Below are 13562 nucleotides of genomic sequence, written 5' to 3' on the forward strand. Positions count from 1 at the left end.
CGTGACGGCAGAGATTCAGTTTCAACGCGGCGAGCGCATCACCCACCACGAGTACGGCCAAGGTGTCGTCCTCGATCCGGCGCGTGACGGCTATCTGCGCGCGTTCTTCGGCGTCGGCGAACGCCGCGTTCCAGTCACTTCGCTCCGTCGCGAACTCACGCGCACCGAGCGCATCCTGCGCGCGGTCGGAGGCAGTACAGAGCGCGGGCGCAAGGCGTGGCTGTCGTACGAGGCGCACGCGCTACCGGTAATGGAAAGCGCCTCGGCGCTGACTTCAGCCAAGATCGACCTGCTGCCGCACCAGGTGGTGCTGACGCACCGCATCGCCACCGCGTCGCCCCGGCGCTATCTGATCGCCGACGAGGTGGGCTTGGGCAAGACCATTGAAACCGCGCTGATCCTGCGCGAGCTGGCCAGCCGGGGCGAACTGACGCGCGCGCTGATGGTGGTGCCTGCTGGCCTCGTGAACAACTGGCACCGCGAATTAAACGAGGTGTTCAATCTCGACTTCGAGGTATTCGGCTCCGAAGGCGACATCACCGACCGCAAGACCAACGCTTTCGCCAAGCACGACCGCCTGATCGCCAGCATCGACACTTTGAAACGCCCGGCGCGCATCAAGCGCCTGTTGGACGCGCCGCGTTGGGATTTGGTGGTGTTCGACGAAGCGCACCACCTCACGGCCTATCGCAGCGGCGGCAAGGTGCGCAAGACCGAGAACTACAAGCTTGCCGAGGCGCTGAAGGATCACTCGCGCGACCTCGTGCTGCTGTCGGCGACGCCGCATCAGGGCAATCACTTCCAGTTCTGGATGCTGGTGCAACTGCTGAACCCGACGCTGTTCCGCAGCCCTGAAGAGATGGTCGAGCAACGGCACCGGCTTAACACGGTGATGTTCCGCCGCACCAAAGCCGACGCCTGCCAACCGGACGGTTCGCCTCTATTCGCGCGCCGCTGGGTTCACACCGAATCCTTCGTGATGGCGCAGGCCGAGCGGCTGTTCTACGAGAAGCTGCGCGAGTATCTGGAGGACGGCTTCGACCTTGCGCGCCGTCAGGGCAACCAAGGGCGCGCGCTCGGCTTCCTAATGGCGATCTTCCAGAAGATCGCGGCATCGAGCTTTGCTGCCGTGCGCCGCACGCTCAAGCGCCGCCTGCTGATGCTGACGCTGCACGAGGCGTTTCTGCGCGACAAGGAACTGGACATCGAAGGCCGCGAACGGCTGACGGATGAAGCGCGCGATTTGATCCACGAGGAATTCGATTTGCCGCGCGACAGCGTTGGGCATAGTGAGGCGGATCGTGTGCTGGCCGACCTGAAATACCGGCTCGCCAAGAAGCTGGATGAGGAGGCGCTGGAAATGGCCTCCGATCCCTACGGCAGCGAGTATTCGGCCACGCACGCGGAGGAAGCCGCCTCTGCCGTGGTGAACCTGCATCTGCCGGAGGAACGCCTACGTATCGGCGACCTGCTGCGCGTGTTCCCGGCGCAGCGCGAAACCAAGATGCAGAAGCTGCTCGATGGCCTGGGTACGCTGTGGCGGCAAAACCAAAACGAGAAGATCGTGATCTTCGCCACCTACCTTGGCACGGTGGACATGATCGCCCGCGAGATCGAGCAGACCTTCCCCGGTCAGGGCGTGGTGGTGCTGCGCGGCGGCGACCATGGTGCGAAGGTGGCGGCGGAGCGGCGGTTCCGCTTGAAAGACGGTCCGCGCGTGCTGGTCTGCACGGCGGCCGGGCGCGAAGGCATCAACCTTCAATTCGCGCGCATCCTGTTCAACTTCGACCTGCCGTGGAACCCGATGGACATGGAGCAGCGCATCGGGCGTATCCACCGCTACGGCCAGAGCCACACGGCGCAAGTCTACAACCTCGTGTTGTCGGACACTATCGAAGGCCGCATTTTTCTACTGCTGGACGAAAAGCTGACCGAGATCGCGCGCACGGTCGGCAAGGTGGATGAGCAAGGCAACGTAGCCGAAGACCTGCGCGCGCAAATTCTTGGGCAATTGTCCGAGCGTTTGAACTACGACCGCCTGTATCAGGAGGCGTTGTCCGATCCGGAGCTCAAGCGGACGCAGGTAGAGTTGGAAGCGGCGCTATCGAATTCCCGCGAAGCACGGCACGTGGTGTTCGACCTGTTTCAAGTCCTCGACGGATTCAGCCTTGACGACTACAAGCCCTTCTCGGACGTGTCGTCCAGTATGGATCGACTGGTGCGCTTTCTGTCGGCGGCAGTCGCGGATCGCCAGCAGAAACTGATGAAAGTGGACGAGTCCACCTACGACCTCGTTACCACGGAGGGCACATGCCGCACCCGCTTTACCTTGAACCGCGATGCGGCGAACCAAGACACGCTGCAGCTCATGGGCTTGGATCACCCGCTGGTGCAGGAGGAATTGGCGCGCTGGCGCAGCATACCACCAGAGGACATTGGCATTGCCGTGTTGGGCGACGTGGAAGAGCCGGTACTTCTGTCGATGTGGATGGTCGAGGTGTCCGCCGGAAACGGTGAGCGCCGCGTCGTGGTACAGCCCATCGCCGTCAAGCAGGACGGCACCCGCGTTCCGGCGGTCGAGCGTCTAAGTGAAAAGTACCTACTGGCTCCAACCACCACGCCGACCTTCCAGTCTGAGCAACGCATCGACCTATTCGTCCATACTGTCGAACCAACATTACAACGAGAGTTAAAGCACAAGGGGGCTGTAAACGGCGATGGCAGCTATTCGGCCGAATTGATTGGGTACGTGGAAATCCTACGTATGCCTGAGGCGAACGCGATCTCCCTTCCTAGCTCACTCTGACAAAAGGAGCGACCTAAGCGGAATGCAAGACGGATGCCCCCTGAGGCTCAATGCTTGGTCGGTGTAATGCCCTTGACGTGCTGTAGCAGAAACCGACAAGCCGCCTCGCGGGCGAAGCGCTCATCCACGCAGTAGTGTGGAACATGTATACCACCGACCTGCAAATCAAGCCAATATGGCCCACGGCTGTACCTGCTAGCTTGGTGGTTGGTCTGTCGACGTAACCGAACCCTAACCGTGGCGTCAGCAATCTCGGAATCGACGGAAAACTCTTCGACTGTCTCGAACTCAGGCAGCATTGACTGTCTCCTAAAGAAAGGTGCAAGGACACCTTGACCAAAACTTGACCAAAGTAGGCGAGAATCGCGCCCAAGAAGGGCAAAAAGCGCAGTCGGTCAGTGGATGGCTACCGGTGCAAGTCTTTGATTTGACTGCGCTTTAATTTCTACCTATTTGCAGGAAGCGGGACTCTTAATCCGTAGGTCGAGTGTTCGAGTCACTCACGCCCCACCAAGCATTTTGAAGCCCGGTTAGCGAAAGCTGACCGGGCTTTTTCGTTTTCTCGTGCGCCCCACAGGTCCGAGCCGGATTCAAACGCAAGCTCGCTGCATTCCGCTGATCCAACGATTCCACTCGCGCCTCTCGTGCACGTTACGAGGCAAACGAACGCGCGACATTTTCAGCGAGTTTGGTGCTGAGAACACGTCACGATATGAGCGTCCGATCACTGATTTCAGGCAATATAAGGCTATCTTTTCTGAATTATTAAGAGTTTTCCACCATCCTTCTCATTTATCCTAAGATAAAAAAAGACAAACCGCCTAATTTTCAGCTTAATCGCTTGTCGATTTCCAGCCAGTAAGTATCCTTGCTATCTAAAGCAAGCCCGAACCTGCACCTCATTTGAAAGACGCCTGCCGCCCTTGGATGCTCGGGAAGAAATATTCCAGAAAATTCGGATACCTACGTAATGGAGTCGAACACGTTCATATCCAAGACGAGCCGCTCTCCAGAATTCCGTGCATCGGGCGAAACGTTCAAATTGGCCGCCGAAGCCTATCGCATGCAATTCGCCCATCTGTTCGATCGGATGATGGCGATTCAGACATCGAACGTCGAACCGCTGCCTCACCAGATCTCCGCGGTCTACGAATCGATGCTGCCGCGGCAGCCTTTGCGATACGTGCTTGCAGATGATCCGGGATCAGGCAAGACGATCATGGCAGGGCTTCTCATCCGCGAACTGCTGATGCGCGCGGACGCCGAGCGCGTGCTGATCGTCGCGCCAGGCAGTCTCGTCGACCAGTGGCAGGACGAGCTATCGACGAAATTCGGTCTCGACTTCACGATAGCCGGCCGCGAGTCATTGAAGGCCTCCTTCGATGCGAATCCCTTCTCCGAAGCGGATCTCATGGTCGCGCGCATCGACCAACTTGCTCGTAACGATGACCTCCTCGATCAGTTGCGGCGCTCCCGCTGGGATCTGATTGTCGTCGACGAAGCACACAAGCTCTCCGCCACCTCTAGCGGCAATCGCGTCAACAGAACCAAACGATTCCAGCTCGGCGAATTGCTCGGAACCCTCACGCGGCATTTCCTGCTGCTGACCGCGACCCCACACAACGGCAAGGAAGAAGACTTCCAGCTTTTCATGTCCCTGCTGGACGCCGATCGCTTCTGCGGCAGGATGCGCGACGGCGCACAGCGCGCCGACATTTCCGATCTGATGCATCGCATGGTGAAAGAGGAAATGCTGCGCTTCGACGGAACGCGCCTGTTCCCCGAACGCCGGGCATACACGACCACCTACTCCCTGTCGGATGAGGAAACCGCGCTCTACGATGCCGTCACCGGCTATGTCCGCGAAGAGATGAGCCGTGCTGACTCGTTACACGACGGCGCGCGACGAAGTGCTGTCGGCTTCGCGCTGACGTCGTTGCAGCGGCGGCTCGCGTCGAGCCCGGAGGCAATTTGTCGCTCGCTCATGCGTCGTCGTGAAAAGTTCCGACAACGCGTCGAGCACGAGCACTCTCGACGTCGGGATGAACCGATCGCGTTCGCCTTCAGCGCTGCCGCCGAGGACCTGTGGGAATCGGCGGATTCTCTTGCGTCAGCCGACTACGAAGCCGAGGAAGAACGGCTCGTCGGCCAGGCCAGCGCGGCACAGACCAATTCGAGAACTCGAAGCCGAAATCGCCGTGCTCGAAGCGCTGGAAAAGCAGGCGCGCGACGTAGTGCATAGCGGGCAGGACAGGAAGTGGAGCGAGCTGTCGAATCTGCTGCAAAACACACCTGAAATGCGTGAGCGCGACGGTCGGCAGCGCAAGCTGATCGTCTTTACCGAGCATCGGGATACGCTCGACTACCTCGCGTTGAAACTTCGCGGCCTGATGGGCGACGAAGAAGCGGTCGTGGTCATCCACGGCGGTGTGACGCGTGAGGACCGAAGCAAGGTACAGGATCTGTTTCGTAACGATCCCGTGGTGCGCGTGCTGGTCGCGACGGACGCGGCGGGTGAAGGCATCAATCTTCAGAACGCGAATCTGATGGTCAACTATGACCTGCCCTGGAACCCGAACCGTCTGGAGCAGCGCTTTGGGCGGATACACAGAATCGGCCAGACGGCGGTCTGCCATCTGTGGAACATGGTTGCAGCGGGCACGCGCGAAGGCGATGTCTTCCTCCGTCTCTTCGAGAAGCTCGATGTCGAACGTGAAGCGCTCGGCGGTCGGGTCTTCGACATTTTGGGCGAGGTCTTCGAGAATCGCAGTCTGAAAGACCTGCTGGTCGATGCAATCCGCAACGACTTCCATACCGAGTCAGATAAAAATCCAATCGACGCCGTCGAGGACGCACTCGACCGACGTCATCTCGAATCGATCATCGCGCGCATCGCCCTCTGCGAGCAGGTGATAGACGAGACTCGCCTCTTTGCAGTGCGTGAGGACATGGAGAAAGCGGAGGCTCGCAAGCTCCAGCCTTACTTCATCCAGGCGTTCTTCGTGCGAGCCTTCGACGAAATCGGAGGCGCCCTGCGTCCGCGTGAAGCGGGGCGATTCGAGATCACGCACGTTCCCGTCGAAATCCGCTAGCACGCACGGCGGGTCGCGGATCGCGAGGGGCGCAAGGCACAGGCGGTGCTGCCGCGTTACGAGCGCATCGCATTCGACAAGCAGCACGTGCGGCTCGCCGAGCGCCCCGATACGCCCGTCGCAAACCTGATTCATCCAGCCCATCCGTTGATGCGCGCGGTCACCGATCTCATCCTGGAGCGCCATAGCCACGAGCTTGCCGATGGCGCGGTGCTTATCGACCGAAGCGATTTGGACATCGTGCCTCGCGCGCTCTTCATGATCGACCACTCGGTGTACCAAGGAGGCGATCCGGCGGATCTCGTGTCGCGTCGCATCCAGTTCATCGAGATCCCGCGCGATGGGCGCGCCGCCAACGCGGGCTTCTCCCCTCACCTTGCGCTCGACGCGGCGACACCTGCCGACGTCGAGGCGGTCGCCTATTTGCTCGACGAACCCTGGCTCGGTCGGGACGCCGCGCATATCTCACTGTCGGATGCCTGCGCACAGATCGCTACAGAACACGTGAACGAAGTGCGCCGCCGCCGCGAACACGACGTCGGCAGGACGCTCCAGGCCGTCCGCGAGCGGCTGGAGAGCGAGATTCGCCATTGGTCGGCACGCTACAGCGAGCTGCGCAAGGAAGCTGCCGCGGGCAAGGATGTTCGTCTCGCGCTAAGCAACGTCGGTCGCACGATCGACGAACTGGGCCAGCGCCTGGAAACCCGCGAGCAAGAGTTGAATGCGATGCGCGAGGTCGTAGCCGCGACGCCTCGCATCGTGGGTCGCGCGCTGGTGATTCCCGCAGGGCTGCTGGCGAAGCTGCGAGGCGACGGCGGCTGGAGCGCGGATGCCGCGGCGCGCACACGCATAGAACGGATTGCGATGAACGCAGTGATAGAGGCCGAGCGGACGCTCGGTCACGACGTCATCGACGTGTCCGCACAGAAGTGCGGCTGGGACATCACCAGCCAGCCCAAAGCGCGCGACGGAAAGCTGCCGTGGCCGCGTCACATCGAAGTGAAGGGGCGCGCGAAAGGCAGCGACACGGTGGTCGTCACCGCCAACGAAATGCGCGAAGGCTTCAATCAGCAGGACAAGTTTCATCTGGCAATCGTGCTTGTCGATGACGACACGCACGAAGGGCCGTTCTATGTCGCCCGACCGTTCGACCGCTCGCCGGGGTGGGCCGAAACCAGAGTCGAACTGAATCTCCAAGCGCTACTGAGCCGGGCGACACATGCCGAATAACACTCACGAGGAAGGCGCTTTTGACCGCAGTAAAAATACCAAAAAAACTTATCGAAGTTGCTTTGCCGCTCGATGCCATCAATGCCGCAGCGGCGCGAGAAAAGTCGATTCGACACGGGCATCCGTCGACGCTGCATCTGTGGTGGGCGCGTCGCCCGCTCGCGGCCGCGCGCGCGGTGATCTTCGCGCAGATGGTCAACGATCCGGGTGGCGAGCGCGGATATTTCGCGGGCATGACCAAGGCGCAGGCCAAGGCGAAGCGTGATGACCTGTTCAACATCATTGAAGACCTGGTGAAGTGGGAAAACACCAACAACGAAGAAGTGCTCGGGCGTGCGCGAGCGGCAATTCGGGACTCGTGGCGCGAGACGTGCGAACTGAACAAGCGGCATCCGCAAGCCGCTGAACTCTTCGATCCGGAGCGATTGCCGGCTTTTCACGATCCGTTCGCCGGTGGTGGGGCGCTGCCACTTGAAGCGCAGCGTCTGGGGCTGGAAAGTTACGCGTCCGATCTCAATCCGGTGGCCGTAACGATCAACAAGGCGATGATCGAGATTCCGCCGCGCTTCGCTGGCCGCAAGCCCGTGGGGCCGATCCCGGCCGATGAGAAACAGGCGACGCTGCACGAGGACTGGTCGGGCGCGAAGGGGCTCGCCGAGGACGTGCGGCGCTATGGCGCGTGGATGCGTGCGGAGGCGGAGAAGCGCATCGGGCATCTGTATCCGAAGATCGCAGTGACGGCGGAGATGGCGCAGGAACGTGCAGATCTCAGGCCGCTGGTTGGGAGGGAACTGACGGTTATCGCGTGGATCTGGGCGCGCACGGTCAGGAGCCCGAATCCGGCGTTCAGTCATGTCGAAGTACCACTCGCTTCGACGTTCGTGCTTTCCAGCAAGAAGGGGAAGGAGGCTTATGTCGAGCCTGTTATCGAAGGGGATGGGTATCGGTTTGAGGTTCGGGTGGGGGAGTTGCCGGAGGGGGTGGAGAATGGGACGAAACTGGCGCGGGGCGCGAATTTTCGGTGTTTGATGTCCGGCGTGCCGATCGATTCGAAGCATATCTATGGCGAGGCAAATGCGGGACGAATGGGTGCGCGCCTCATGGCCATCGTGGCGGACGGGTCAAAGGGTCGGGTTTATCTTGCTCCGAACTCTCAGCATGAAATCGCAGCGAAAACTGCGCGGCCACACTGGAAACCTGATCTTGCAATGCCCGAGAACCCTCGTTGGTTTTCGCCGCCCTTGTACGGTCTAAAAACCTACGGCGATCTTTTCACGCCCCGCCAGTTGGTCGCGCTGACGACCTTCTCGGATTTGGTGCAGGAGGCAATAGCTGAGTGCGAACGCGCTACCGCTGCCAATCGCAAGACTAAAGACGATGCCGAACTCACGACCCATGGCATTGATGCGATCACTTACTCGCGGGCCATAGGGGTCTACCTCGCGTTTGGCATCGACAAGATGACTGATCGTGGATCTTCGATCTGCGGTTGGGACTCGACGCGCGACAGCCTGCGAAACACCTTTGGGCGTCAAGCGATTCCGATGGTTTGGGACTTTGCAGAAGCGAATTTCCTGAGTGAATTTGCAGGCAGCTACGAGAGTGCGCTTGATCAGACCGCGCGCGTTCTTCATGAGCATTCCGGAAGCCAAAAAGGATACGCTACCCAAGCGGACGCGCAGACGCAGACGATCTCCGTCAATAAGGTAGTGTCTTCTGACCCACCGTATTACGACAACATCGGCTACGCGGATCTTTCAGACTTCTTCTACGTATGGCTGCGCAAATGCCTACGGCCAATCTTCCCGAATCTTTACGCGACAGTAGCTGTCCCGAAGGCGGAAGAGCTCGTAGCCACCCCATATCGCCACGGAGGCAAGAAAGAGGCGGAAACATTCTTCTTGGATGGGATGACTCGCGCCATTCACAACCTGGCAGAACAAGCACATCCCGCATTTCCCGTCACGATCTATTACGCGTTCAAACAGTCCGAGACGAAGAATGAACAGGGCACGTCCAGCACGGGCTGGGAAACATTTCTTGAGGCAGTACTAAAAGCCGGCTTCGCCCTCACCGGCACATGGCCCATGCGGACTGAATTGAGCAATCGAATGATCGGCTCAGGCACCAATGCCCTCGCCTCGTCCATCGTCCTCGTCTGCCGCAAACGCCCCGCCGACGCCCCCACCGTCAACCGCCGCGAGTTCCTGCGTCAACTCGACGCCGTGCTCACCGAAGCCCTCGACGAAATGACCCGAGGCGGCGTCAACTCGCCGATCGCACCCGTCGATCTTTCGCAGGCCATCATCGGTCCGGGCATGGCGGTATTCAGCCAGTACGCAGCCGTCCGCGAAGCCGATGGCACGCCGATGTCCGTACGCACCGCGCTGCAACTGATCAACCGCTTCCTCGCCGACGACGATTTCGACGCCGACACGCACTTCTGTCTCCAGTGGTTCGCACAGGAAGGCTGGGCCGAAGGTAAATACGGCGAGGCCGCAGTGCTCGCCACTGCCAAGGGCACGACGGTGCAGGGCCTGCAGGAAGCAGGCGTCGTCGAGAGCGGCGCGGGCAAATTGCGCCTCCTGCGCTGGGCCGAGTTGCCGCGCGACTGGTCGCCCGAACGTGACACGCGCACGCCCGTGTGGGAAGCGCTGCATCAACTGATCCGCGCACTGAATCAGGACGGCGAACGCGTCGCCGGCACTCTGCTCGCACGCATGCCCACGCGACGCGAACCGGTACGCGCGCTGGCCTATCGCCTCTATACCCTCTGCGAACGCAAAGGCTGGGCCGAGGAAGCGCGCGCATACAACGAACTGGTCATGGCGTGGCCGGGCATCGACAAGGCCTCGGAGGAAGCGGGCGAGCTGTACTCACAAGGCGAATTCAATCTTCAAGAGGACAATAAAAATGAACCTGAAACCCTGGCGTGAAATCGCCGTTCCTCACAAGGACGTTCGGGAGAACATGTTCCAGCAGTCCGAATTCGCAGCGGACCTGTCGCGTGTTCACGACGGCACAGCCACGGCCGAATATCAGAGCCCCACGCTCTTCTTCGAGCGCACCTTCATCACAGAAGGCATGCGCCTCCTGCTCGAATCCGTCGTCAAGCGGCTGAGCGGCAAAGGCGGCGATCCCGTCATCCAGTTGCAGACCGCGTTCGGCGGCGGCAAAACGCACACCATGCTTGCGGTCTATCACCTCGCAAAAGGCGAGGCGTCGCCGCGCGACATGCCCGGCATCGGATCGATCCTCGACGCGGCCGGCATCACCGAACTTCCGCGCGCACGGATTGCCGTGCTGGATGGCATCAAGTCATCGCCGAATCAACCGGTTATTCGCGACGGTCAGGCGATCAACACGCTGTGGGGCGACCTCGCCTGGCAACTCGGCAAGGCCGAAGGCTACGCGATCGTCGCCGCTGCCGACGCATCCGGCACATCGCCGGGCAAGGCGGTGCTCGAAACACTGCTGTCTCGCTACGCGCCCTGCGTGATTCTCATCGACGAACTCGTCGCCTATGTGCGTCAATTCGAGGACGGCAAGACGCTGACGGGCGGCAGTTTCGATTCAAACCTCACCTTCGTGCAAGCGCTGACCGAAGCGCTGAAGGCGGTGCCGACCGGCATGCTGCTTGCGTCGCTGCCGGAATCGAAGCGGGAAGCCGGCAGCGATCACGGCGCCAAGGCACTCGATTCGCTCGAACGTTACTTCGGCCGTGTCCAGGCGCTTTGGAAACCCGTCGGCACGGAGGAAGCCTTCGAGATCGTTCGCCGGCGGCTATTCGAAACGCCCGCCGACCCGCTCGCCGCCGAAACCGTCTGCCGCGCCTTCGCCGATTATTATCTCGATCATGCCAATGACTTCCCGCGCGAGACACAGGAGAGCCGCTATTTCGAACGCCTGATGCGCGCGTATCCCATTCATCCGGAGGTCTTCGATCGCCTGTATGAAGACTGGTCGTCGCTCGACAACTTCCAGCGCACGCGCGGCGTGCTGAAACTGATGGCGAAGGTGATCCATTGTTTGTGGAAGGAGAATGACAAGGACTTGCTCATCATGCCCGGCAGCTTTCCATTGAAGGACAGCGCAACCCGCAACGAGTTGCTGTATCACCTGGCGCCGGGCTGGGATCCGGTGATCACACGCAACGTCGACGGCGACAAGGCTGAAACCACCGAGATCGAAAACGTCAATACGCTGCTCGGGAGCGTGCAGGCCTGTCGGCGATCGGCGCGCGCAATCTTTCTCGGCAGCGCGCCGAGCACGTCGAATCAGATGGTGCGCGGAATCGAACTTGAGCGAGTCATGCTGGGCGTTGTGCAGCCGGGGCAGCAGGTCGTCAAATTCAAGGACGGACTGAGTAGCATGGGTGATCGCCTGCACTATCTCAACAGCGCCAACAACCGTTTCTGGTTCGATACGCGGCCGAATCTGCGGCGCGAGATGGAAGATCGAAAAAGACGCTTCAGCGACAATATCGACGTATTCAAGGCTATCGAAGATGGCATGAGGAGCGTGGCGCGTGCGGGCGGCGTGTTTGGCCGCGTGCATGTGTTCACCAGAAGCAGCGACGTTCCCGACGACTTCGTTCTGAAGCTCATTGTCCTGCCGCCGGACGCTTCGTATAGTCGAAGCGCGACTCATCGACAAGCATTCGAGCGCGCTCAGACAATCTTGGAGAATCGCGGCGATCTTCCTCGTCACAAGCAAAACCGCCTGATCTTTCTTGCACCCGACTATGACAGCGTGAGCCGTCTCAGGGATCAGACGCGCTCGGTTCTGGCGTGGCAATCGATCGTCAGCGACATTGAGAATACCAAGCTGATCCTCGATCAGATTCAGGCGAAGCATGCAAGCAAGAGCCTCAGCGCCGCCAAGGATGCGTTGAGCCGAATGCTGCGCGAAACGTACAAGTGGGTGCTTGCGCCATTGCAGGGGGTTAGCGGCGGACGCGTAAAGCCGGACATCGAATGGGACGTGTGCGAGATCAATCCGGGCGCGCCGAATCTTGCGCAGGACATCGAACGGGTGCTGAAGGATACGGAAGCGCTCATCACGCAATGGTCGCCCATTCACCTTCATGCAGAGTTGGCCCGCTGGTTCTGGAAGGAGGATGCGCCAGACGCAAAAGCGCTGACTGTATGGCAGCAGAGTTGTCGGTATCTCTATCTGCCGCGGCTCGCAGATGACGGCGTCTTTCAGCGCGCGATCGCTATGGGCACCGATAACCAGGATTTCTTCGGGCTGGCGCAAGGCAGGGAAGAGAATCGCTATCTAGGCTTCACGTTCGGCACACGAGCGGCGCCTATTCTCGATGACGCGTTGTTGCTCATCGAGCCCAAGGCGGCGGCGGCATTTCGAGAGGCAACCAGGGTCGTAGAACCCGACCCTGACCTTGGCCCTCACACTAAGCCTGAGCTTCACTCAGCGCCGAATCCGAGTCCGAATTCCAAGCCGGGTCCGAAGCCCGCGCCATCACCAAGGCCAAAGACACGCTTCTTCGCCTCGGTTGATCTAAATCCGTACACGATCACGAAGCATATCGGCGATGTTTCAGACGAGGTGCTTAAGTTGCTCACGGATCAATCAGGCGTGGACGTGACCGTCACGATCGAGATTCAAGCGAAATCGGCCTCGGGCTTTGATGGAGAGTTCCAGCGCACGCTGCGTGAAAATTGCCATACGCTCAAATTCAGGCAATCTCAGTTCGAGTCAGACGCGTAGCGTTTGCGTCGGACGACAGCCGCGCGGGATTGGCCATCCGCACGCCAACGGAAAAGCACCCCGGAAGGTGGCCTTCCGCTCAACTCCGGGGTGTTTTTCCTTCACTGCCCGACCTGCATCTATGCCGATCAACGATGGAATGCAGCGAAAAACCTACACCACATCCCCCCCACGCGCCGCCAACAACTCGCGCAACACCGAGCGATGACATCTCGCCTCCTCCTCGCAATAACACCCCACCGACATATTCGTCCGATGCGATAACGCCGCGAGCAGGTCAAGCGTCTTGCTCGCATCCGGCTCGGCCATCTGCGCCTTGAACTTCTTCACGAACGCGCGCCACGCCTTGTCGTCTTCAGCGTGCAGCGCTTCCGTCACCAAGTCCTGCGTCGGCGAAAGCACCGGATACCACACGTCGTAAAAATCGCGCTTCGCGAATTCGGCCTTCGGCACCCCGCGCGGCGGCCGACGCACCGTGCCGATACGCAACCCTTCATCCTCAGCGCGCGGTGTCCCCAATCTGACGATTCGAATGCTCATTCCCCGGTCTCCTTCGATACTCGTCTGCAAAGCATAACCGCTGACATCGCTTTGAAAGCTCCCGGGCATCCGCAGAGCAAAACCCGCCATCTTCCCGTATCGTTTCGGATTATTCTCCGTTCGCTTACATCCGGAATTGCCGCCGTGCCCACCGAAGAACGCAT

7 protein-coding genes are annotated in these 13562 nt (G+C 60.3%); 6 read left to right on the plus strand and 1 reads right to left on the minus strand.

What is annotated here, in order from left to right; all coding sequences use genetic code 11:
• Position 1 precedes the first annotated feature (1 nt).
• The 6 genes from ACEN42_RS00220 (at position 2) to ACEN42_RS00245 (ending at position 12858) form a co-directional block, all read left to right on the plus strand.
• Complete coding sequence (locus ACEN42_RS00220) at positions 2-2806, plus strand: DEAD/DEAH box helicase (RefSeq protein WP_371880381.1); 2805 nt, start codon at positions 2-4, stop codon at positions 2804-2806.
• Positions 2807-3848: 1042 nt separating this feature from the next.
• Positions 3849-5048, plus strand: a complete 1200-nt coding sequence (locus tag ACEN42_RS00225; protein WP_371880382.1) for a DEAD/DEAH box helicase — start codon at positions 3849-3851, stop codon at positions 5046-5048.
• The gene (locus ACEN42_RS00230) at positions 5005-5898 is read left to right on the plus strand and encodes a helicase-related protein (RefSeq protein WP_371880383.1); all 894 of its coding nucleotides are present in this window, start codon (positions 5005-5007) and stop codon (positions 5896-5898) included. Before ACEN42_RS00225 ends, ACEN42_RS00230 begins: the two co-directional genes overlap by 44 nt.
• Before the next feature lie 45 nt (positions 5899-5943).
• Positions 5944-7128 (plus strand): DUF3883 domain-containing protein, encoded by a 1185-nt coding sequence (locus ACEN42_RS00235; protein WP_371880384.1) that lies wholly within the window; start codon positions 5944-5946, stop codon positions 7126-7128.
• 20 nt (positions 7129-7148) lie between these two features.
• The gene (locus tag ACEN42_RS00240) at positions 7149-10064 is read left to right on the plus strand and encodes a DUF1156 domain-containing protein (protein WP_371880385.1); all 2916 of its coding nucleotides are present in this window, start codon (positions 7149-7151) and stop codon (positions 10062-10064) included.
• Positions 10042-12858 carry an ATP-binding protein gene (locus tag ACEN42_RS00245; protein ID WP_371880386.1) on the plus strand — a complete coding sequence of 939 codons (2817 nt, stop codon included), beginning with the start codon at positions 10042-10044 and terminating at the stop codon, positions 12856-12858. Before ACEN42_RS00240 ends, ACEN42_RS00245 begins: the two co-directional genes overlap by 23 nt.
• Positions 12859-13011: 153 nt before the next feature.
• On the opposite strand, the gene ACEN42_RS00250 is transcribed toward ACEN42_RS00245, so the two are convergent.
• Positions 13012-13398: a DUF488 domain-containing protein gene (locus ACEN42_RS00250; RefSeq protein ID WP_371880387.1), complete on the minus strand. Its 387-nt coding sequence runs from the start codon at positions 13396-13398 to the stop codon at positions 13012-13014.
• Positions 13399-13562: the final 164 nt, after the last annotated feature.

Origin of the sequence: Caballeronia sp. S22 (assembly GCF_964261745.1) — a bacterium.
GTDB classification, from domain to species: domain Bacteria; phylum Pseudomonadota; class Gammaproteobacteria; order Burkholderiales; family Burkholderiaceae; genus Caballeronia; species Caballeronia jiangsuensis.

Bases quoted from the DNA above. Each gene is read 5' to 3' on its own strand.
- ACEN42_RS00245 (WP_371880386.1), top strand. From the start codon at position 10,042: ATGAACCTGAAACCCTGGCGTGAAATCGCCGTTCCTCACAAGGACGTT.
- ACEN42_RS00250 (WP_371880387.1), bottom strand. From the start codon at position 13,398: ATGAGCATTCGAATCGTCAGATTGGGGACACCGCGCGCTGAGGATGAA.